Source organism: Nocardia sputi (genome assembly GCF_023501985.1).
Window position 1 is genome coordinate 1 of the sequence record NZ_JAMFLC010000039.1, and the last position, 20,488, is coordinate 20,488.

The 20,488-nt window shown below is 69.2% G+C and carries 21 protein-coding genes and 1 pseudogene; 9 read left to right on the forward strand and 13 right to left on the reverse strand.

From position 1 onward, the window contains the following. Positions 1-132 (forward strand): annotated as a pseudogene (locus tag M8859_RS34295) (IS481 family transposase); the annotation flags it as partial. A gap of 20 nt (positions 133-152) precedes the next feature. Next, entirely contained in the window at positions 153-1,040 is an 888-nt protein-coding gene (locus M8859_RS34300) for a DUF3320 domain-containing protein (RefSeq protein ID WP_249645503.1), read from the forward strand. 58 nt (positions 1,041-1,098) lie between these two features. Here M8859_RS34300 and lipA read toward each other — a convergent pair whose 3' ends face one another. From lipA to sucB, 5 genes are all read right to left on the reverse strand, one after another. Beyond that, positions 1,099-2,139 (reverse strand): lipoyl synthase, encoded by a 1,041-nt coding sequence (gene lipA, locus M8859_RS34305; RefSeq protein ID WP_159927384.1) that lies wholly within the window; start codon positions 2,137-2,139, stop codon positions 1,099-1,101. An 88-nt stretch (positions 2,140-2,227) separates the two neighbouring features. Further along, complete coding sequence (gene lipB / locus M8859_RS34310; RefSeq protein ID WP_159927179.1) at positions 2,228-2,974, reverse strand: lipoyl(octanoyl) transferase LipB; 747 nt, start codon at positions 2,972-2,974, stop codon at positions 2,228-2,230. Positions 2,975-3,518: 544 nt separating this feature from the next. Beyond that, complete coding sequence (locus tag M8859_RS34315; protein WP_159927177.1) at positions 3,519-4,055, reverse strand: GNAT family N-acetyltransferase; 537 nt, start codon at positions 4,053-4,055, stop codon at positions 3,519-3,521. Next, positions 4,052-4,960: a TIGR01777 family oxidoreductase gene (locus M8859_RS34320; RefSeq protein WP_249645504.1), complete on the reverse strand. Its 909-nt coding sequence runs from the start codon at positions 4,958-4,960 to the stop codon at positions 4,052-4,054. The genes M8859_RS34315 and M8859_RS34320 overlap by 4 nt, the downstream gene beginning before the upstream one ends. Positions 4,961-4,979: 19 nt before the next feature. Continuing rightward, the gene (gene sucB, locus M8859_RS34325) at positions 4,980-6,767 is read right to left on the reverse strand and encodes a 2-oxoglutarate dehydrogenase, E2 component, dihydrolipoamide succinyltransferase (RefSeq protein ID WP_195140125.1); all 1,788 of its coding nucleotides are present in this window, start codon (positions 6,765-6,767) and stop codon (positions 4,980-4,982) included. Between the two features lie 262 nt (positions 6,768-7,029). Between sucB and M8859_RS34330 the strand changes: the two genes are divergently transcribed. After that, positions 7,030-7,392 carry an oxidoreductase gene (locus M8859_RS34330; protein WP_195070182.1) on the forward strand — a complete coding sequence of 121 codons (363 nt, stop codon included), beginning with the start codon at positions 7,030-7,032 and terminating at the stop codon, positions 7,390-7,392. Positions 7,393-7,496: 104 nt separating this feature from the next. Here M8859_RS34330 and M8859_RS34335 read toward each other — a convergent pair whose 3' ends face one another. Then, a complete protein-coding gene (locus tag M8859_RS34335) occupies positions 7,497-9,008 on the reverse strand; it encodes a leucyl aminopeptidase (protein WP_159927169.1) in 1,512 nt (503 codons plus the stop codon). A 9-nt stretch (positions 9,009-9,017) separates the two neighbouring features. After that, entirely contained in the window at positions 9,018-9,824 is an 807-nt protein-coding gene (locus M8859_RS34340; RefSeq protein ID WP_159927167.1) for a TetR/AcrR family transcriptional regulator, read from the reverse strand. A gap of 110 nt (positions 9,825-9,934) precedes the next feature. Here M8859_RS34340 and M8859_RS34345 point away from each other — a divergent pair, with 110 nt between their 5' ends. From M8859_RS34345 to M8859_RS34355, 3 genes are all read left to right on the forward strand, one after another. Then, complete coding sequence (locus M8859_RS34345) at positions 9,935-10,540, forward strand: GNAT family N-acetyltransferase (protein ID WP_159927165.1); 606 nt, start codon at positions 9,935-9,937, stop codon at positions 10,538-10,540. A gap of 47 nt (positions 10,541-10,587) precedes the next feature. Continuing rightward, positions 10,588-11,688 (forward strand): glycine cleavage system aminomethyltransferase GcvT, encoded by a 1,101-nt coding sequence (gcvT, locus tag M8859_RS34350; protein ID WP_159927163.1) that lies wholly within the window; start codon positions 10,588-10,590, stop codon positions 11,686-11,688. A 127-nt stretch (positions 11,689-11,815) separates the two neighbouring features. Beyond that, entirely contained in the window at positions 11,816-12,913 is a 1,098-nt protein-coding gene (locus M8859_RS34355; protein ID WP_249645505.1) for a branched-chain amino acid aminotransferase, read from the forward strand. A 13-nt stretch (positions 12,914-12,926) separates the two neighbouring features. Here M8859_RS34355 and M8859_RS34360 read toward each other — a convergent pair whose 3' ends face one another. The 5 genes from M8859_RS34360 to M8859_RS34380 form a co-directional block, all read right to left on the reverse strand. Then, complete coding sequence (locus M8859_RS34360) at positions 12,927-13,640, reverse strand: MBL fold metallo-hydrolase (RefSeq protein WP_249645506.1); 714 nt, start codon at positions 13,638-13,640, stop codon at positions 12,927-12,929. A 134-nt stretch (positions 13,641-13,774) separates the two neighbouring features. Then, positions 13,775-14,530, reverse strand: a complete 756-nt coding sequence (locus M8859_RS34365) for an adenosylcobinamide-GDP ribazoletransferase (RefSeq protein ID WP_249645507.1) — start codon at positions 14,528-14,530, stop codon at positions 13,775-13,777. Between the two features lie 205 nt (positions 14,531-14,735). Then, complete coding sequence (gene cobT, locus M8859_RS34370; RefSeq protein WP_249645508.1) at positions 14,736-15,815, reverse strand: nicotinate-nucleotide--dimethylbenzimidazole phosphoribosyltransferase; 1,080 nt, start codon at positions 15,813-15,815, stop codon at positions 14,736-14,738. A 213-nt stretch (positions 15,816-16,028) separates the two neighbouring features. Next, positions 16,029-16,592: a bifunctional adenosylcobinamide kinase/adenosylcobinamide-phosphate guanylyltransferase gene (gene cobU, locus M8859_RS34375; RefSeq protein ID WP_249645509.1), complete on the reverse strand. Its 564-nt coding sequence runs from the start codon at positions 16,590-16,592 to the stop codon at positions 16,029-16,031. Between the two features lie 154 nt (positions 16,593-16,746). After that, positions 16,747-17,715, reverse strand: a complete 969-nt coding sequence (locus tag M8859_RS34380) for a helix-turn-helix domain-containing protein (RefSeq protein ID WP_159927153.1) — start codon at positions 17,713-17,715, stop codon at positions 16,747-16,749. A gap of 85 nt (positions 17,716-17,800) precedes the next feature. Here M8859_RS34380 and M8859_RS34385 point away from each other — a divergent pair, with 85 nt between their 5' ends. Next, positions 17,801-17,962 (forward strand): hypothetical protein, encoded by a 162-nt coding sequence (locus tag M8859_RS34385; RefSeq protein WP_159927151.1) that lies wholly within the window; start codon positions 17,801-17,803, stop codon positions 17,960-17,962. A gap of 43 nt (positions 17,963-18,005) precedes the next feature. Here the strand turns inward: M8859_RS34385 and M8859_RS34390 are convergent, their stop codons facing one another. Beyond that, a complete protein-coding gene (locus tag M8859_RS34390) occupies positions 18,006-18,677 on the reverse strand; it encodes a DUF3043 domain-containing protein (RefSeq protein WP_159927149.1) in 672 nt (223 codons plus the stop codon). Positions 18,678-18,874: 197 nt separating this feature from the next. Between M8859_RS34390 and M8859_RS34395 the strand changes: the two genes are divergently transcribed. Together M8859_RS34395 and M8859_RS34400 are read left to right on the forward strand one after the other, a co-directional pair. Next, positions 18,875-19,225, forward strand: coding sequence for a HesB/IscA family protein (locus M8859_RS34395; protein WP_039797033.1), 351 nt, complete (start codon positions 18,875-18,877; stop codon positions 19,223-19,225). A 236-nt stretch (positions 19,226-19,461) separates the two neighbouring features. After that, positions 19,462-20,430 carry a carbohydrate kinase family protein gene (locus M8859_RS34400; RefSeq protein WP_195070189.1) on the forward strand — a complete coding sequence of 323 codons (969 nt, stop codon included), beginning with the start codon at positions 19,462-19,464 and terminating at the stop codon, positions 20,428-20,430. Positions 20,431-20,488: the final 58 nt, after the last annotated feature.

Here is a 20,488-nt window from a genome sequence, read left to right on the forward strand (position 1 = left end):
CAACGCACCGACGCACTCGGAATCTGGAACATCCACTACAACTACCATCGACCCCACACTGCCGCCGGAAACCGGCCCCCAGCCAGCCGCCTCCACACCGGCGTCACCAACGTCACGGCCTCATACAACTAGGTATCGAATGCGACGGTGCTATGTACCACTCGTCGCGAGCAGCGCGCGATCGTGACCGGTTGCGCGAGTCGGTACTGCGTGATCTGGGCTGGCGACTGCACCGCATTTGGGGTACGGATTGGTACCGCAACCGCAAGGATGCGATGGAACGTCTGCGGGTAGAAGTAGCAGCCGCGTGCGCGATAGATCCATACGCCGTAGGCCGGCCCGAACCGAAGGAAGCACGGTCGGAGCCCGCGCCCGCAGTGTCGAGCGAGGTCGAAGAAGATTCGATGTCGACAGCAGTGCAATTTGCACCGGTTGAGCATGAACCGACTAGGTGGACTCGCCCATACCAGCAAGTCGGAACCGACGAACTCATTGAGCTTCGCCGTACGTCCGCTGCCAGGCGCGGGTTGGATCTTGTCGCGCTGCAGGACCCGGAGGCTTTCGAAGTGGTGGCCGAAATTGTGCTCCGTGTAGTCGAGGTCGAAGGTCCGGTTGAGGAGGAGCTGTTATTCACACGTGTGCGAACGGCCTGGGGCGCAGGTAGGTCGGGTCCGGTCATCCAAGTGCGGATCCGGGAAGTTCTGCGTTGGCTCGATAGGAAAAAGGCAGTTGTCTGTCTCGGCGCTGCATACGATTTGCCTGCTCGTGAGCTGCAGTTTGTGCGGACAGCGGCTTCCCGCGGCGGCCGCTTGGTCCGGCAGATACCGATAATTGAGCGACAGCTTGCCATACGCAACGTCATCGCCGACTGTCTGGGAGTTCGGCGCGAAGAACTCCTGTCCGAGGTGGCCGCTGTTTTCGGCTGGACACGTGTTCGATCAGATATTCGGGCGACGTTGACCGCAGATCTCGACAATTTGATCGAGCGAGGGGTCGTCGAGGAGACCGAACTCGGTATGACGCTCGCAGGCGAGATGTAATTGGACGAAGATACGCTGGAAGAGGTCGGTTCCACCTCGGACTCGACCTCCCACGCAGTCAGCTGCCGAAGCGGGCCAGCACGGAGCTGGCTTCCTGGGACGCCGTGCCTTCCTCGGCGAGATGTGCCATCTCCGGCGCGATTTCGCGACCGTGGTGCGCCATCGCCTGGGCATACAGCCGACCCGCCCGGTAGGAGGAGCGGACCAGGGGACCGGCCATCACGCCTGCGAAGCCCATTTCCTCGGCCGCCTTCGAGTGCTCCACGAATTCCTCCGGCTTCACCCAGCGGTCGACGGGGTGGTGACGCGGGGACGGGCGCAGGTACTGGGTGATGGTGAGGATGTCGCAGCCTGCCTCGTGCAGGTCGCGCATGGCCTGGGTGACTTCCTCCGGCGTTTCGCCCATGCCGAGGATGAGGTTGGATTTGGTGACCAGACCGGCTTCGCGGGCGGCGGTCAGGACCGCGAGGGAGCGCTCGTAGCGGAAGGCCGGGCGGATGCGTTTGAAGATGCGGGGGACCGTTTCGAGGTTGTGCGCCAGCACCTCCGGGCGCGAGGAGAAGACCTCGGCGAGCTGGTCGGGGTCGGCGTTGAAGTCGGGAATCAACAACTCCACGCCGGTGTGCGGGTTCGAACGCTTGATGGCGCGGACGGTTTCGGCGTAGAGCCAGGCGCCGCCGTCGTCAAGGTCGTCGCGGGCTACGCCGGTGATGGTGGAGTAGCGCAGGCCCATGGCCTGGACGCTTTCGGCGACGCGGCGGGGCTCGTCGCGGTCCAGGGCGGCGGGCTTGCCGGTGTCGATCTGGCAGAAGTCGCAGCGGCGGGTGCACTGTTCGCCGCCGATCAGGAACGTGGCCTCGCGGTCTTCCCAGCATTCGAAGATGTTGGGGCAGCCCGCTTCCTCGCAGACGGTGTGCAGGCCCTCGCGCTTGACCAAGCCTTTGAGCTCGGAGTACTCCGGGCCCATGGTGGCGCGGGTACGGATCCACTTGGGCTTGCGCTCGATGGGGGTTTCCGCGTTGCGGGCTTCGATGCGCAGGAGCTTGCGGCCGTTCGCGGCGCGAGCGTCGGGCCCGGAGGAGGTGGCCTGCGTAGCCACGGCGGGACCCGGGAGTGCCGCAGCAGGTTCGGCTGCCGTGGCCGCGTTGTGTGGTGTCGGGGTGTCGACTGAGGTCACTCGATCGACCTTACGCCGTCGCGGCTCGAGACTGCGGAGGGGTGTCGCCAGGGGTGACGCGCGCGATATCGTGCGCGCTGACCGGCAGCTCGCCGTCGAGTGCGCGGATGATGGCGTCGGCCACCAGCGGCTTGATCTCGGCCACGGTCACCTCGCGACCGAGTTCACGGGTCAGAGTGGTGACGCCCGCATCGCGAATGCCGCACGGGACGATGGCCTGGAACCCGTCCATGGCGGCGTTGCAGTTGAACGAGACGCCGTGCAAGGCGACGCCCCGCTGCACGCGCACGCCGACCGCGGCGATCTTGCGTTCGGCGTGGAACTCGGTGGCGGGCAGCCAGACGCCGGACCGGCCCTCGACCCGCCCGCAGACGAGGCCGAGGCCGGTGCAGACGGTGATCAACGCCTCCTCGAGGCGGCGCACATAGTCGACGACGTCGATCGGCTCGGCCAGCCGCACTATCGGGTAGCCGACGAGTTGACCGGGGCCATGCCAGGTGATCTTGCCGCCGCGGTCGACCTGCACCACCGGGCTGCCGTCGATCGGCAGGTCCTCGTCCTCGGTGCGGCGGCCCGCGGTGTAGACCGAGGGGTGTTCGAGCAGCAGCAGATGATCGGATCCGCTGCCCTCGGCCCGCTGCTCGGCGATGCTGCGTTGCAGGTCCCAGGCGGCGTGGTAGTCGATGAGTCCGAGATCCTCGACGACGATCGGAGTCGTGTCGGACCGGGCGGACAGGGTGGTGCGCGTGTGGGTCACAGCATGACGGTACGCCCAGGGGTCAGCCGGTTCCAGCACCTCGATGTGGGAACAGCCACAGCGGGAGTGGGTTGCCAGGGCAGCGCTGAGAGATTGCTGCTGCGCCTGCCACGCCGTGGTCCAGCGGCCGAGGGATCCGACCGGGTGATCTCGCGTCCCGAACGTGAGTATGGCGCGAGCGTGGAGTGTCCGGCTTCCTTGCTCGAAGCGAGCTCATACCGATCGGGTAGCGCCGATTCCCGGCAGTTCTATCGGAAAGCTGCGGGCGGGTGGGGTCGAACTGCGCGTCCCGATCCGAATCCAGGCGCTCGCACAGCGCGTCGATCCGCTCGGTTCAGGGTTGGTCGAGAAGTGTCCGCGCTTCGGCCAAGTCGTGGAACAGGCCTGAACGTCACGTGTCGAATCGGGTTACACCACTTGGGGTGGACCTATGCTGAGCACGGCCGTGCCCCGCGCGATCTCGGATCGGGCGCATAGCGCCGCACGCCGCCTGATGCATCTGCGAAGTGTGAACGCGGTATGCGAGGGTCCTGCGGCTGCCGATTCAGGGCACGTCGACGGGCAGAGTCAACTGCATGAGGGTCAGGTCCATCCAGCGGCCGAACTTGTGGCCTACTTCGGGCAGGACCCCGACGGTCCGGAAGCCGAAGCGCTCGTGCAGGAGGATCGAACCGGTGTTGCCGGATTCGATGGCCGCGATCATGGCGTGCACGGCGCCCGCCCGGCGCGCACGTTCGATCAGCTCGGTGAGCAGCGCCGTGGCGATGCCGCGACGGTGGAAGCGCTCGTCGACGTAGACGGAGTTCTCGACCGTGTAGCGGTATCCCGACTTGGTGCGCCACGGCCCGTAGCTCGCGTAACCCGCCAACTCGCGGTCGAACTCGGCGACCAGCACGGGCAACCCCGCGCCGGTGCGGGCGCGGAACCAGCCGAGGCGCTCGTCCAGGCCGACCCGCTCGGTGTCCCAGATCGCGGTGGACGCGGCGATATTCGCGTTGTGGATGTCGAGAATCGCCGGAAGGTCATCGGTGGTCGCGTCGCGGATGACGGTGGCGAGCCCGGTGTCGAGTCGATCGGTCATCGAGCGTCTCCGGATCGTCCCACCGCGTCGGCCAGCGCTGCGCCGATGGTGGGGTGGTCGAACCGGTAGCCCGCCTCCTCGAGGGCAGTCGGAATCGCCCTTGGCCCGCGCAGGATCGCCTCCTGCGCCATCTCGCCGACCACCGCACGCAGCGCGAACGCGGGCACCACCAGCGGAGTGGGACGCCGCAGCGCACGACCCAGCGCGCGGCTGAACTCGGCGTTGGTGACCGGAGCGGGGCCGACCACGTTGATCGGACCGGACACCGTGTCGTGGGTGAGCGCGAAGAGCACGGCGCCGATCTCGTCGGCCATCGAGATCCACGGCACGTACTGACGGCCACTGCCCAGCCGCCCGCCCAACCCGAGCGCGTACAGCGGTTGCAGCATCCCGAGCATGCCTCCGGCACTCGACAGCACCACGGCGCTGCGCAGCAGCACCGTGCGCACACCGGCGGCGGTGGCGGGCTCGGTAGCTTTCTCCCAGTCCCGGCACAGCGTCGCCAGGAAGCCGGAACCGGCGGGGGAGGTTTCGTCCACCACTCGATCGCCGGTGTCGCCACCGTAATAGTGCACGCCGCTGGCGTTGAGCAGCACCGGCACTCCCGCGGCGGCGACCGCGCCGGCCAGCACGTCGGTCGGTGTGATCCGGCTGTCGCGCAACTCCTGTTTGAAGCTGCCGGTCCAGCGCCGCCTGCCGACGCCCGCGCCGCACAGGTTGACCACGGCGTCCGCGCCGCGCAGCGCCCGCTCGTCCAGCTGGGCGCGGGCCGGGTTCCAGGCGAATTCGTCCGGGCCCGCCGCTGTTCTGCGCACCAGCCGGGCGACGTCGTGCCCGTCGCGGCGCAGAGCCGCGACGAGCGCTGTCCCGATCAACCCCGACGAGCCGGCGATCACGACCTTCATACGTGCCGCGGAACCTTCCTCACAGCCCGAGATCGGCCTCGAACGCCGCTTCCTCGAGCCGGTGGCGGATCGTGGTCAGGAAGCGGCCCGCGTCGGCGCCGTCGATCAGGCGGTGGTCGTAGGTGAGCGGCAGGTAGCACATCGAGCGGACGCCGATGGACTCGTTACCGGTCTCGTCGGTCACCACGACCGGGCGCTTGACGATCGCACCCGTGCCGAGCATGCCCGCCTGCGGCGGAACCAGGATCGGCGTGTCGAACAGCGCGCCCTGGCTGCCGATGTTGGTGATGGTGAAGGTGCCGCCGGCCAGCTCGTCGGGCTTGAGTCCGCCGTTGCGGGCCCGGTTGGCGATGTCGGCGATGGCGCGCGCCAGTCCGGCCAGCGACAGGTCGCTGGCGTTGTGGATCACGGGGGACAGCAGACCCTGCTCGGTGTCGACGGCGATGCCGAGGTGCACCGAGGCGTGGTAGGTGATCTCCTTGCTGGACTCGTCGTAGCTGGCGTTGACGTTCGGGTGCACGCCCAGCGCCTCGACCACGGCCTTGGCGAAGAAGGGCAGGAACGTCAGGTTGACGCCCTCCCGCTCCTTGAACGCCGCCTTGGCCAGCTTGCGCAGCGCCGCGATCTTGGTGACGTCGGCCTCGTGCACCTGGGTCAGCTGCGCGGTGGTTTGCAACGACTCGCGGGTCTTGGTCGCGGTGATCTGGCGGATACGGTTGGCCTTCTGCACGGTGCCGCGCAGGTGGGCCAGCTCCGGGCTCGCCGCGACGGGCGCGGAGGGCGCTTTCGCCGGGGCGGGTGCGGTCGCGGTCGCCGTGGCAGCCGGAGCCTTCTTCGCCTCGGCGGCGGCGAGCACGTCCTGCTTGCGGATACGCCCGCCGACACCGGAACCGGTGAGCGAGGACAGGTCGACGTTGTTCTCTTCGGCCAGCTTGCGGACCAGCGGCGTGACGTAGGGGGTTGCGCCGTTGGAGGATTCGGCACCCGCGGCGGCGGGCGCGGGGGCCGGTTCGGGCTTGGGAGCTGGAGCCGGAGCCGGAGCGGGGGCCGGAGCCGGAGCCGGAGCCGGAGCGGGGGCCGGAGCGGGCGCGGCGGCAGCCGGGGCCGGTTCGGGCTTCGGGGCAGGTTCGGGAGCCGGGGCCGGTGCGGGAGCCGGGGCGGCGGCCGCCGGGGAACCGCTGCCGATCACGCCGAGCTGTCCACCGACGGCCACGACGTCGTCTTCCTGCGCGGTGATCTCCAGCAGGGTGCCCGCCACGGGCGAGGGGATCTCGGTGTCGACCTTGTCGGTGGAGACCTCGAGCAGCGGCTCGTCGACGGCGACCTCGTCACCGACCGACTTCAGCCAGCGGGTGACGGTGCCCTCGGTGACCGACTCGCCGAGCTCTGGCATCTTCACCGCGGTGCCGTCACCGGACGACGCGGGCGCGGCCTGGGCGGCGGGCGCGGACTCCTGGGCGGGAGTGGCCTGGGGTTGCGGCGCGGGCTCCTCCTGAGCAGGGGCGGGAGCCTCCTGGGCGGGCGCCGCGGCTTCCGGGGCAGGTGCGGGGGCCGACGATGCCGCCTCGCCGGGCTCGCTGATGACACCCAGTTCGCCGCCGACCTCGACCACGTCGTCTTCGTTCGCGACGATCTTCGACAGCACACCCGCCGCGGGGGACGGGATTTCGGTATCGACCTTGTCGGTGGAGACTTCGAGCAGCGGCTCGTCGACCTCGACCGTGTCTCCTTCCTGCTTCAGCCACCTGGTCACCGTTCCCTCGGTGACGCTCTCACCAAGAGCGGGCATCTGGACGGAGAAGGCCATGTCCGTTGACTCCTCTGACTGCTCGACGGGGTTCTACAACAGTTGATCTCGCTGCGGACGCCCGCCGCGGGTCGCGACGGTAGTCCGGAAGCCACCGATCATTGTGCGTGGCACCGGAGATCCGTGTGTGGTTCTTGTACCGCGGTCCATCCTTGCACTCGCTCGCCAGCCATGTAGCACAGGGCGGCCAACTGCACAGAGCTGGCAGTATGGGAAGACCGGCGGTGAACATTCTCCGGTGCAGGAAAGGAGGTCGGCGTCGGTGGGTTTGCTAGATCGTTTCCGCCGCGGCGCTACTCGGGGTGGCCGCGCTCTACGTGGGGGTTCGGTGGCCGGGGAGGATGCCCGGTATCTGGCCGACTGGGTGCGCACGCATGTGGGCGTCGAGGGCTATATCGAACCCAAGACCACGGTGACAGATGTCACAGTCGTCCTTGTTGCCGCTGATGGTGAATGGACGCGCCGGATCGTCGGCGAGCGCGGGGCGCGACGACTTGCCAAGGATTTGCACATCCCCGTCTACGACGTCCACAAGACCGGCTATCCGCAGCGGATGCGCGACTACGACGCCCGCAAGCGGGTGGAGCGGCAGCGCGAACTGGAGCGAGATCTGTACGACCTCTGAGGCGTCGGATCGTCCGTTCCGCCCGGTTTCCGCGGGCGTGTCCGAAGGCTCCCGGGTGCGCTCGAGTGCGTCGCCCGGGACGCCCCGGACGACGCACTCCGACTTCACTCCGCGGCGATGTCCTGGAGCACGGCGATCAGCGTGCGGACCGGGACGCCGGTGCCGCCTTTGCCGATGTAGCCGAACGGGCCGCCGGTGTTGTAGGCCGGACCGGCGACATCGAGGTGGGCCCACTGCACGTTCTCCGGGACGAACTCCTTGAGAAACAGTCCGGCCGAGAGCATGCCGCCCCAGCGGTGCGGTGCGACATTGGCCAGGTCGGCGATCTTGGAGTTCAGGTCGGCGCGCAGTTCGGCGGGAAGCGGCATCGACCAGCCGTTCTCGCCGACCGCGCGGGAGATGCGAGCCACCCGGTCGCGGAAGTCGTCGGTGCCCATCACGCCGGGCGTGCGGGTGCCGAGCGCGACCATCTGCGCTCCGGTCAGGGTGGCCACGTCGATCAGGTACTCCGGCTCGTCCTCGCTCGCGCGCACGATCGCGTCGGCGAGGATCAGACGGCCCTCGGCATCGGTGTTGAGCACCTCGACGGTGGTGCCGCCGTACTGGGTGAGCACGTCGCCGGGGCGCTGGGCGGTGGCCGACGGCATGTTCTCCGCCATCGGCACCGTGGCCGTGACGGTGATCGGCAGGCTCAGCCGCGCGGCGAGCAGCGTCGTGGCGATCACGGCCGCCGCGCCCGCCATATCGGAGGTCATGTTCTCCATGTTCTGCGCGGGCTTGATGGAGATGCCGCCGGTGTCGAAGGTGATGCCCTTGCCGACCAGCGCCACCTTCTTCGGGCCACCCGCGTATGTGATCCGGATCAGGCGCGGCGGTCGCGAGGAACCCTTGCCCACGCCGAGCACGCCGCCGTAACCGCCTGCTTCCAGCGCCTTCTCGTCGAGCACCTCCACGGTGAGGCCCGCGGCCTCGGCGAGTTCACGCGCACGGGAGGCGAACTCGGCGGGGAACAGGTGGCTGGGCGGGGTGTTCACGAAATCCCGTGCGGTGGCGACCGCCTCGGCGGTGAGCTGCGCCCGGAACAGCGCCTCTTCGCCGAATCCCGGCTCGGGGACCAGCAGCTCGACCCGGGCGACGGGCCGCTCGTCCGGCTTGGGCGCGGACTTGTCCGATCGGAACGGCGTGAACGAGTAGGCGCCCAGGTAGAAGCCTTCCGCCGCGGCGGCGATGTCGAGCCCGGACAGCGTGGTCACCACCAGTTCGGTGCCGGAGAGCGCGCGGGCGGCGACACCGGCCGAGCGGCGGATCTGCTCGGCGTCGAGTTTGTCGGCGGACCCGAGGCCGACGGCGAGGACGCTGGACACACCGTCCAGCCCGGCCGGCGCCGGGATGCGGGTCAGCTCCTCGGCCTTGCCCTTCGCTCCCACCACACCGAGCTGATCGAGTAACTCGCCGCGCACCTCGGCGGTGAGCACGTCGCCGAACAGGTCCTCGGGCACGATGACGGGGCCGTCCTCCGAGGAGGTCAACCCGATGACGAGCACATCGGTGTCCGCGCCGATGGTCTCGGTGCGTGCCAGTTCCGGTCCGAGCGAGCGATCTGCAACAGCGGTCATTGGCACAGGTTATTCGGTGCGTTCCCGATGTCGCACCGCGACGCCGTCGAGCAGGAGTTCCACCGCGGTGGCGAGCAGGTCGTCGAAGTCCATCTCGAAATCGGCGTCCAGCTCGGTGAGCACGCGGTGCAGCACGGGGCGGATCGCCGGGTCGAGCAACTCGGCGAGATCGTGGTGCGGCGCGGTCGCCTCGGCGGCGCGGCGCGGATCGCCGAGCCGATCGGCGCGATCGGAACTCCACAACAGCGCCAGGCCCTGGACCAGGCCCGACAGCGCGAGATAGATCGTGAGTCCGGTTCGCCCGGTCAGGCCGGGGTGGTCGAGGGCGGCCAAGTTTCGTTCCAGGACGTCCAGCAGCGCGGGACCCAGCGGCGGGTGGGTGCGCGCGAGCAGCGGCAACATCCACGGATGCCTGCGGTAGAGGCGCCACTCCTCGTGCGCCTCGTACCGTAGCCGAGGGCGCCAGCCGGTGCATTCGGCGGCCGGCGGCGGGATCTCGTCGAGCACCAGCTCCGCCATGCTCGCCAGCAGCGCTTCGCGGTCGGGGAAGTGACGGTAGAGGGTGGCCGTCGCGACGCCGAGTGCGCCGGCCAGGCGGCGCATGGTGAGGCCGTCGATCCCGTCGCGGTCGGCCAGCTCCACCGCCATGCGGGCGATGCCGACGGCGGTGAGCCGCGCCGGGCGGGTGGCGCGGCGCATCGGGATCGCGGCGCGACGGGCGCGGTAGGCGCGTGCCTGGCAGGAGCGGGAGCAGTACTTGCGCCGTCGGCCCCGGGCGGGCTGCGCGAGGTCGTTGCGGCAGAGCGCGCACGTCATGCGGGGTTCCATTTCGACACACGAACGAGTGTGACGAAATAATACCGAGGTCGCGCTGACCTGCCTAGATTGGTAGTCGAAATACGATGTTCACTGGAAGGGGATGGCGGATGGAAATCGCCGCTCGCCGGGCAGAAGCCCGGGACCGGGACGCGCTGATCGAGGCATTCGGCGCGGCCAGCGCCGACGAGGTGGTGACGGCTTGGGTACTCGAAGGTCAATCCGACCCGGGCATCCGCACGGCCTTCGTGCCGGGCGTCATCGATTGGGCGTTACGCGATGACGAGATCTGGGTCGCGGGAGCGGGCGAGGAAATCTGGTCGATCTCGATCTGGCAGCACGTCACCTCGGTCGAGCGATTCGCCGAGGAAGCCGCCGAGATGCGGACCATGGCCGAACAGGCTCCCGACATGGGCGAGCTGCGGAGGGTGGCGATCCTGACCGACCTGCTCGCCCGCGAGCATCCCCGAGAATTCCCGCACCAGTACTTGCAAGTGATCGTCACCAGGCCGGAGCACCGCGGCAAAGGGGCCGGTGCGGTGATCCTCGCCGACCGCTTGAAGGCCGCCTCCGAAGCGGCTGTTCCCGCGTTTCTCGAGGCGAGCACCGAACGGTCCGCTCGGCTCTACAGCCGCTGCGGGTTCGCGCCGACCGGGACGACCCACACTCTGCCGGAGAACGGTCCGACCCTCATCCCCATGTGGTTCCGGCCCTAGCGCGGCGAGCCGGAACTTCGCGGATCGGTCCCCGATAAGCTCGGCTGGTGACCGAGACGAGCCTCCTGCAGGGACCCATTCACGCCGTGCACGTCGAGCTGGACGCCACCTTCGCGCCGTTCGGCGGGTGGGAGATGCCGGTGTCCTACGCGGGCACCGTGACCGAGCACCAAGCGGTTCGCGCCACGGTGGGACTGTTCGACGTCAGCCATCTCGGCAAGGCGACGGTACGCGGCCCGGGCGCCGCGGCGTTGGTGAACTCGGCGTTCACCAACGACCTCGGCCGAATCGGGGCGGGCAAGGCGCAATACACCCTGTGCTGCGCCCCGAACGGCGGAGTGATCGACGACTTGATCGCCTACTACGTCGGCGACGAGGAGATCTTCCTGGTGCCGAACGCCGCCAACACCGCGGCGGTCGTCGCCCGACTGCGCGAGGCCGCCCCCGAGGGCGTCACGGTCACCGACGAGCACCGCGATTACGCCGTGTTCGCCGTGCAGGGTCCGCGTTCGGCCGAGGTGCTGACCGCGCTCGGGCTGCCCGCCGACCTCGAGTACATGGCCTATGCCGACGCCGCATGGGACGGCCGCCCCGTGCGCGTCTGCCGCACCGGCTACACCGGCGAGCACGGTTACGAGTTGCTGCCGCGCTGGGACGACGCCGAGGCGCTGTTCCGCGCTCTGGCCGAGCGGGTGCGCGCCGCCGAGGGGCAGGTGGCCGGGCTCGGCGCCCGCGACACCCTGCGCACCGAGATGGGCTACCCCTTGCACGGACACGAACTCTCGCTGGACATCTCCCCGGTGCAGGCGCGCTGCGGGTGGGCGGTTGGCTGGAAGAAGCCGGAGTTCTGGGGCAAGGCCGCTCTGGAACAGGAGAAGTCGGACGGTCCGCGCCGAATCCTCCTGGGGCTCAAAGCGCTCGACCGCGGTGTGCTCCGGCAAGGGCAAACCGTGCTGCGTGACGGCGAGCCGGTCGGCTCGACCACGTCCGGCACCTTCTCGCCCACCCTGAAGGTCGGCATCGCGCTGGCTCTGCTGGACACCGCGGCCGCCATCGAACCCGGCGCCGAGGTCGAGGTCGACGTCCGCGGACGCCGCCTGCGTTGCGAAATCGTCCGCCCCCCGTTCGTCCCCTCCAGCACCAAGTGATTCCCGCCCGCTTTCTCCCGCCCGGTAACGGGTTGCGAAGACCGGCTGTCCTTCGCGACGTGCGGCGGGAGAAAGGGGCGTGGACCATGGCGGTATGGCAGGAATCGGGCCGGATAGGATCGTCGGCATGACCGCTGCCGCACAGTTCACCCGTGTTCCGCATCCCGCGCCCCTCGCGGCGCAGCGGCGCCAAGAGGTACTGACGGAGCCAGGGTTCGGGCGATACTTCACCGATCACATGGTCTCGATCGATTACCTCGACGGCACGTGGACGAACGCGCGGGTGGAGCCGTACGCCCCTTTGGCGTTGGATCCCGCGACCATGGTGTTCCACTACGGCCAGGCCATCTTCGAGGGACTCAAGGCCTACCGCCAGAGCGACGGCAGCGTCTCCTGTTTCCGCATCGACGCCAACGCCGCACGTTTCCGCAGGTCCGCTCGTCGTATGGCGATGGCCGAGCTGCCGGACGAGCTGTTCATCGAGTCGGTGCGGCAACTGCTCGAGGTGGACCGGGACTGGGTCCCCGCGGCGGGCGGCGAGGAATCGCTGTACCTGCGGCCGTTCATGTTCGCCACCGAGGCCGGGCTCGGTGTGAAGCCCGCCGCGGCGTACAAGTACCTGCTGCTGGGCTCCCCGGCGGGAGCGTATTTCCCGCGTGGCGTGAAGCCGGTGCGGGTCTGGCTGTCCACGGAGTACGTGCGCGCCGCGCCGGGCGGCACCGGCGAGGCGAAGGTCGCGGGCAACTACGCCGCGTCGCTGCTCGCGCAGGCCGAAGCGTCGGCCAAGGGATGCGACCAGGTGGTGTGGCTGGACGCGTGCGATCGCCGCTATGTCGAGGAAATGGGCACCAACAACCTGTTCTTCGTCTACGGTTCCGGCTCCGAGGCGCGGCTGGTCACACCGGAACTGTCCGGCTCGTTGCTGCCTGGCATCACCCGTGACTCGCTGCTGACCCTCGCCGCCGACTCCGGCTTCCCGGTCGAGGAGCGCAAGATCTCGGTCGAGGAATGGCGCAAGGGCGCCGAATCCGGTGAGATCACCGAGGTTTTCGCCTGCGGCACCGCCGCGGTGATCACCCCGGTCGGCTGGGTGCGTTCCGAGGCGGGCGAATTCACCATCGGAGGCGGAGAGCCCGGCACGGTCACCATGGCTCTGCGCGACACCCTCACCGGCATCCAGCGCGGCACCTTCGCCGACACCCACGGGTGGATGCGTCGGATGTGACGTCGGATGTCACTCAGCCCGGCATCAGCATGTGCCACTGCTCGAGCGTCTGCGGACGCATGACGTAGTTCTTGTCCCGGACAGTCGACAGCGCGGCGCTGGGTTCCTGCGAATACCAGTGGCCCGGGTAGACGACCGGGTCGCCGGAAAGACCGGCCAGGTAGCGCAGGCTGCGGAACATTTCGTCGGAATCGCCACCCGGGAAATCGGTGCGGCCGCAGCCGTCGACGAACAAGGTGTCACCGGCGATCAGGCGGCTGTCGAACAGGAAGCATTGGCTGCCCGGGGTGTGGCCGGGCGTGTGGAGTAATTCGATGTCGAAGGCTCCGACAGTGACCTTGTCGCCGTGCTCGTGGCCGGTCAGTTCGCTCTCGGCGATCCCGGTGACGTTGGCCACCCATGGCAGCTCTTTGGCGTTGACATGTACTGGGACACTTGTCTTTTCGAGCAGCTCGCGCACTCCGCGCAGGGTGAAGCCGAGCATCGTTCCGCCCACGTGATCGGGGTGGTGGTGCGTGGCCAGCACGCCGCTGAGCCGTAGACCGTCTCCCTCTGCGATGTCCACCAGATCACCTGCCGCGTAGGCCGGATCGATCACCACGCACTCGCCCGTTTCCCGGTCGCCGATCAGATATGCGAAGTTGCGCATCTGCGTCGCGATCGGATCGCCCACGGCGTAGTCGCGTCCCGACAAGAGCTGGCGAAAATACAGTCGCTCAGAAGACATACCGCCCACCTTATTGCCCGACCCAGACGATCCGCGCGCCACGGCCGGAAAAATTCCAGTGACCCAGACTCTGAGCTCGATTTGAACTGGACCGACGTTCAATTCGGGCATGGAACGGCAACGCCGGTGGCGGGTCAGCCCGGCTGGACGGCGAGGGACAGCACGGCCGCCGTGAGCGCCACGGTGGTCTCGACCGCGGCGCCGAGGACGTCACCGGAGAGTCCGCCGAAGCGCCTTGCGCAGTGGCGGACCAGAACCGTCGAGGCGGCCAGGCCGAGCGCCACGGCCAGCGGGCCGAGCCACGGGCGGCTCGGGACGGCGAAGACGGCGAGGGCGAGCGCGGCCACCGACCAGGACGCCGCCGCGAAGGCCGACTGCGTACCCGCGACCAGGATGCCGAACCCGGTGCCGGGTGCGGCCGGGACGCCGCGGCAGGCGAGGATCACCGCGACGCGGCCGGTCGCCACGGCGAGGGCCACCGCGACCCATCTGCCGGAATCGGCCAAGGCCGCGAACGAGAAGGCCTGCACGCCGATGGCGAACGCGAGTCCCGCCACCCCGAAGGGTCCGGCCCCGCCGCTCTTCATGATCTGCCTGGCCCGCTCCGGCGGCCCGTAACTGCCGAGCCCGTCCAAGGTGTCGGCCAGACCGTCGAGATGCATGCCCCTTGTGATCAACGCCAGCGCGCCGACCACCAACAGCCCGGCCAGCGGAGCGCTCGCCCCGACCCAGCTCAGAGCCCAGAGCAGTCCTGCGGCGCCCGCACCCAGCAGCGCACCGACCAGCGGCGCCAGCAGGATCGCGCGTGCGGCCGCCGACCGATCGACGTCATCCGGCCCGCGGACGGGCAGCACCGTCAGCCAGGAGATCGCCAAGCGAACCCCGTTCATCTCGAGCCCCGTGCGGCGGGCCGTGCTTCGACCGCGTTGCCGGGCGCCTGGTCGATGACCGGCTGCGGTGCCGGGCAGGGATCTGACCAGGCGCGTTGGTTCGCGCACGAAGCTGTCGGCCGGTGCGTCGCGAGGCCGGAGTTCCCGTCGAGCGCCTGCGCCCCGCCCGGCGGGTGGGGGAAGGTGTCGCGGGAACGGGAAGACTTCACTTGCGCAGGTTCGGCGCGGGGCTTGCCGGTTCGGGGTCGGCGGTGCTGACGCCCGCTTCGGCGAAGGTGGACATCTCGGCGAGGGTCGCCACCGCCGAGCGGAGGATCGGGAGGGCGGTGAGGGCGCCGGAGCCTTCGCCGAGGCGCATGCTCAGGTCGACCAGCGGCTCGAGGCGCAACTGTTTCAGTGCGAGGTCGTGCGCCGGTTCGGTGGAGCGGTGCCCGGCCAGCCACCAGGCGCTCGCGCCCGCGGCGAGGTCTTCGGCGACCAGCGCGGCGGCCGTGACGACGACACCGTCGAGGATGACGGGTGTGCGCCGGGTGGCGGCCTGGGCGAGGAACGCGGCCAGCGCGGCGAAATCGGCGCCTCCGGCGACTCGAAGGAGTTCCACCGGGTCCTTGAGCACCGGGCGGGCGCGGCGCATGGCATCGCGGATGGCGGCGACCTTGCGGATCCATCCGGCGTCGTCGACGCCGGTGCCGCGGCCGACCGCCGCGACCGGTTCGGTATCGGTGAGGCTCGCGACGAGCACGGTGGCCGGGGTCGTGTTGCCGATGCCCATGTCCCCCGCGATCAGCAGGTCGGCGCCCCCGTCGATCTCCTCGTCGGCGATGGCGCGGCCCGCGCTGATCGCGGACTCGACCTCCTCGGCGGTGAGCGCGTCCTCGCGATCGATCGCCCCGCTCGAGCGGCGCACCTTGTGCTTGGACACCTGCGGGTCGGTGTCGGCGTCGACGGAGATGTCCACGACCCGGACCGTCGCGCCTGCCACCGCCGCGAGCGCGTTCACCGCGGCTCCGCCGCCGAGGAAGTTCGCGACCATTTGCGCGGTGACTTCGCTCGGATACGCCGAGACCCCGTGCCGCGCGATTCCGTGATCCCCGGCGAAGACCACGACCCGCGCGCGCTCGAACTGTTTCGGCGGGCAGGTGCCCTGACAGGAGGCAACCCAGTTGCCTAGTTCCTCCAATCGTCCCAGTGCCCCACCAGGTTTGGTCAGTTGCGCCTGCCGCTGCTCGGCCGTCACACGAAACTGTGCGTCCGGAGGCGCTACCGGTCCGAATCCGTGCGTCACTGTCGAGCCTTTCGGTCATGGCGGATCCCGCCGACTACGCCGCCCAATCTTGCCATTGCCCTCTCGTGCCGTCGGCCCCGTGACCTGAACTCGCCACCCTGGTCGCCGGACGGGCGAAATCTCGCCCGGTCCTGGCATGTGCCGCACCACGGGAGCGGAAGCCGGTCCGTGAACGCGCCGTTCGACGCATGAGGAGGCGGGTCCGTGAACGAGCTATTTGAGACGGAGCGGGAGGCCTGCTACGACGAAGAATGCCTCGTCGCAGACTTGCGCCAGGCGCTGGTTGAGGGTGCCGATCTCGTCGCGGAAGAGGCGGCCGGAGCGTGTGGCGGGAATGACGCCCATGCCCACCTCGGGGCTGACGACGACGAGGTCGCCGGTGTAGGCGGCAACGGCCGCGACCAGTGCGTCGGTATCGGGCGAGATCGTGCCCCGTGGGGCGTTCCAGGCGTCGCGCGCGTCGATCCGGGCGGTCAGCCAAGTACCGATGTCATCGATCAGGGTGAAGGGTGGCCGGGGCGGCGTGGGTTCGGTGAGGATTTCCGCCGGATCGGCGTTTTCGACGGTCGCCCAGCCCGCAGGCCTTCGGCCGCGGTGCTTGGCGATGCGCTCGGCGAAATCACGGTCGGCGGGGTCGGGCACCGCGGTGGCGAGATAGCGCACGGGGCCGCGCGCCTGGACCGCGAGGTCCTCGGCGAACGCCGACTTCCCGGACCGCGCGCCCCCGAGGACGAAGGTGCTGCGCGGCGCCGCGGACGACGGGGGACTGTCTGACACGGGTGCACGGTATCAATCGAACGGCGGCCTGCCGCGCGTCTCCGGAACCACGCCGCGCTCCCGGTGCCCTATTCGGACACACATCTCGCGGCAGCAGCGCGGCGTGCCGACCATCGACGAAGCCAGGCGCGCGGACCGATGTCTCGTTCCGCGATCAGGCGGACGTCTCCGGGCTTCGGCCGAAGCGTCGCCGGTATTCGGTGGGGGCGATGCCGACCAGACGTTGGAAGTGGTGGCGCAGGAGGGCGCCGGAGCCGAAGCCGGAGCGGGCGGCGATGCGTTCCAGCCCGAGATCGGTTTCCTCGAGGAGTTGCTTGGCCAGCAGTACGCGCTGGTTGGTAAGCCATTTCACCGGGGTGGTCCCGGTCTCGGCGGCGAAGCGGCGCGCGAAGGTGCGGGTGGACATGTTGGCGCGCATGGCCAGGTTCTCGACCGTGTGGGGTAGGTCGAGATGCTCGTTCATCCACTCCAGGGTCGGGATGAGACTGTCGGAGGTACAGGCGGCGACGGGACGTTCGATGAACTGGCGCTGCCCCCCGTCGCGCTGCGGCGGGACCACCATGCGCCGCGCGATCGCGTTGGCCACGCCGCTGCCGAGCTCACGCCGCACCAGGTGCAGGCAGGCGTCGATTCCGGCGGCGGTGCCCGCGCTGGTGATCAGATCCCCTTCGTCGACGAACAGCACGTCCGGGTCGACGGTCGCCGCGGGGTACTCGGCGGCGAGCTTTTCGACATAACGCCAGTGTGTGGTGCATTTGCGGCCGTCGAGCAGCCCGGCCGCCCCGGCCAGGAAGACGCCGGAACACACGGTGAGCACCGTCGCTCCGGCTGCCGCCGCGTCGCGGACGGCGGTGACGACCCGCGGATCGAATCCGCTGTCGCTGGCGGCGGCCGGAATGGCCACCAGATCGGCCGCCGCCAACTCCGCGAGCCCGTACTCGGGTGTGACCGTGAGTCCGGGGGTTGTCGAGCGCAGCGGGACGCCCGGCTCGGCCCCGCATACCCGGAAATCGAAGGCGGGCAATCCGTCGGCCGTGCGGTCGAGGCCGAAAACCTCACAGACGACGCCGAACTCGAACATGGCCATCCGGTCGGACAGCACCACGGCGACCTTCGACAGCATGTGGTCAGTCTACTGGCCGTATCTTTACGAACAATGTCAGTGCCGCCACTTTCGGCACTAAAGCAGCGTCCGCAAAATTACTGCCATGGTTACTTTTCTCATCTCCCTGGCAGTCATCGTGGCTTTCGCCACTCTCGTCGCCTACGGCACCGGCCGCGCGGGCTCGTCGGATGTCATCGATCGCGACGCCGACCGCGTACGGTCCGAGCTGACGGCGATGCTGGGGCGAAGCGCCCACCATCGCTGACCAGTCCCCACGCGCGCATATGCGCGCGCAGGCGCTGGAAAAACTACACAGCGTCGCCCGGGTTGACGCGCGGCTTGGGAGCGCGCATCTTGCGGATCTGGGAGGCGCGGACGAAGGCGTACCAGCCGAGCCGGTACCCGATGTCGGTGGTCTCCGGGAAACGCTCCCTGACCCGGTTGTTCACGACCCGCCCGAGCAAGAAGCCTTCGATGGCCATGAACAGCATCATGACCAGCATGGCGAGCGTGACGATGGTCTGCAGCGCGGGCGCGACGAACATCGACAGGATCAGCACCAGCGCCATCGGCATGAACAGGCCGACCAGGTTGCGCCTGGCGTCGACGATGTCCCGGACGAACGCCCGGACCGGGCCTTGGTCGCGATGCGGCAGGTACTTGTCCTCGCCTGCGAGCATGCGCTCGCGGCGATCCGCGGCGGCTTCGCGCCGTTTGGCGGCCGCGGCCTTGCGGTCTTGCTTGGTGCCCCGCGCGGCCTTGCGCCGGGCGCGAGCTTCCTTCGCGGTGAGCGGAGCGGGTGCTACCGGGCCGCGGCGCTTGCCTTGCGCCTCACGGCGTTTCGGGGTGGGGCGGCCCTTGCCCGCGGTGGACGTGGTTGTCGTGCGGGTGGTGCCCGCGGCCGAGTCGCCGTCCGTGACCACCGTCGATTCGGCGGTCGCGTCGGTGGTGCTGGACTCGCCGCGACGGAACAATTTCACACCGACCAGGCTATTCGATGGGTGTCGCGGCGAGAAATGCGGTCCGATTCGCCGGGAGTGTGCGGGGTCACGGAGGTTGCGTGTCAGAGCGGATCAGGTGGTGGCAAGATGGAGGAATAGCAGCCGGCCGAGTGGTGTTGACCGACACGACCCGTGCGCTGTTCACGGGTTCACCAAAGGTTCCTCGAGGAGAGTTCATGACTGTGCAGAACGAGACCGCCACCCACGGTGTGACTCTGACCGACGCCGCCGCCGCGAAGGCGAAGGCGCTGCTGGACCAGGAGGGTCGCGACGACCTGGCGCTGCGGATCGCGGTGCAGCCGGGTGGTTGTGCCGGCCTGCGCTACCAGCTGTTCTTCGACGACCGCTCGCTCGACGGCGACCTGACCGTCGACTTCGGTGGCGTCACGCTGGCCGTCGACCGGATGAGCGCGCCGTACGTGCAGGGCGCCTCGATCGACTTCGTCGACACCATCGAGAAGCAGGGCTTCACCATCGACAACCCGAACGCCACCGGCTCCTGCGCCTGCGGCGACTCCTTCAACTGAGCGCCCGCGGCCGCGCGTGAGTGTGGCCGAACGCGACGACTGATGCCGCGAGGACATGGGTAACTCGCCGAGTACACCCAACCCGAGGGGCGCCGAAAGCGGGACCTGAGCGCGCATTTCGCGTCACGGGACCCGTACGGCCTGCAGACCCGGCGAGGCGGATCAGCTACGGTGAGACCGGGACTCGCGTCCCGGTCTGCACCGCTTGCCGCCTACCGTTGAAGGGGCCCAGCCACGTGTCCATCGCCGTTTCCGCGTCCATCGCGACCGACCATCTCATGCGTTTTCCCGGACGGTTCGCCGACGTACTGCTGGCCGATCAGCTCGACCATGTGTCGCTGAGCTTCCTCGTCGATGATCTGCAGATCCGTCGGGGCGGTGTCGGCGGCAACATCGTTTACGCCATGGGCCTGCTCAACCGCGCGCCCCTGCTCGTCGGCGCCGTGGGGGCCGATTTCGGCGAGTACCGCGCCTGGTTGGAGAAGCACGGCGTCGACTGCTCCACCGTGCTGGTGTCCGATCGCGCCCACACCGCCCGTTTCGTCTGCACCACCGACGACGACATGGCCCAGATCGCGTCGTTCTACCCCGGCGCGATGATTGAGGCCCGCGACATCTCTATCGCCGAGCTCGCCGAGACCCGGGAACTGGATCTGGTCCTGGTCGGGGCCAACGACCCGGAGGCGATGCTTCGCCACACCGCCGAGTGCCGTGAGCTCGGCATCCCATTCGCCGCCGATCCCTCCCAGCAGCTGGCTCGCTTGGACGGTGACCAGTCCGTGCAGCTGATCGACGGCGCCACCTACCTGTTCACCAACAAGTACGAGTGGGCGCTGCTGTTGCAGAAGACGGGCCTGAGCGAGGAAGAGGTCGCGTCGAAGGTCGGCATCCGCGTCACCACCCTCGGCCCGGAAGGTGTGCGGATCGTCGACCGCGACGGCACCGAGGTGACCGTCGGCGTGGTGCCCGAGATCGAGAAGGTCGAGCCGACCGGCGTCGGCGACGCCTTCCGCGCCGGCTTCCTCACCGCCCACACCGCCGGGCTCAGCCTGGAGCGTTCCGCTCAACTGGGTTCGCTGATCGCCGTGCTCGTGCTGGAGACCATGGGCACGCAGGAGTGGACGCTGAACAAGGAGTCGGCTCTGGAGCGTCTCACCCTGGCCTACGGTCCGGAGGCCGCTGCCGACCTCAAGCCCCTGCTGTGACCTGGTAGAGACGCCGAAGGCGCGCACCCCAGCCGGGTGCGCGCCTTCGTCTGTTCCC

Excerpts from the sequence above, each read along its gene's own strand:
- M8859_RS34345 (WP_159927165.1), top strand. The coding sequence starts at position 9,935 with ATGGAAATCGCCGCTCGCCGGGCAGAAGCCCGGGACCGGGACGCGCTG.
- M8859_RS34360 (WP_249645506.1), bottom strand. The coding sequence starts at position 13,640 with ATGTCTTCTGAGCGACTGTATTTTCGCCAGCTCTTGTCGGGACGCGAC.
- M8859_RS34300 (WP_249645503.1), top strand. The coding sequence starts at position 153 with ATGTACCACTCGTCGCGAGCAGCGCGCGATCGTGACCGGTTGCGCGAG.
- M8859_RS34315 (WP_159927177.1), bottom strand. The coding sequence starts at position 4,055 with ATGACCGATCGACTCGACACCGGGCTCGCCACCGTCATCCGCGACGCG.
- M8859_RS34395 (WP_039797033.1), top strand. The coding sequence starts at position 18,875 with ATGACTGTGCAGAACGAGACCGCCACCCACGGTGTGACTCTGACCGAC.
- M8859_RS34365 (WP_249645507.1), bottom strand. The coding sequence starts at position 14,530 with ATGAACGGGGTTCGCTTGGCGATCTCCTGGCTGACGGTGCTGCCCGTC.
- M8859_RS34355 (WP_249645505.1), top strand. The coding sequence starts at position 11,816 with ATGACCGCTGCCGCACAGTTCACCCGTGTTCCGCATCCCGCGCCCCTC.
- M8859_RS34385 (WP_159927151.1), top strand. The coding sequence starts at position 17,801 with ATGGTTACTTTTCTCATCTCCCTGGCAGTCATCGTGGCTTTCGCCACT.
- M8859_RS34320 (WP_249645504.1), bottom strand. The coding sequence starts at position 4,960 with ATGAAGGTCGTGATCGCCGGCTCGTCGGGGTTGATCGGGACAGCGCTC.
- M8859_RS34340 (WP_159927167.1), bottom strand. The coding sequence starts at position 9,824 with ATGACGTGCGCGCTCTGCCGCAACGACCTCGCGCAGCCCGCCCGGGGC.
- sucB (WP_195140125.1), bottom strand. The coding sequence starts at position 6,767 with ATGGCCTTCTCCGTCCAGATGCCCGCTCTTGGTGAGAGCGTCACCGAG.
- M8859_RS34380 (WP_159927153.1), bottom strand. The coding sequence starts at position 17,715 with ATGCTGTCGAAGGTCGCCGTGGTGCTGTCCGACCGGATGGCCATGTTC.
- M8859_RS34335 (WP_159927169.1), bottom strand. The coding sequence starts at position 9,008 with ATGACCGCTGTTGCAGATCGCTCGCTCGGACCGGAACTGGCACGCACC.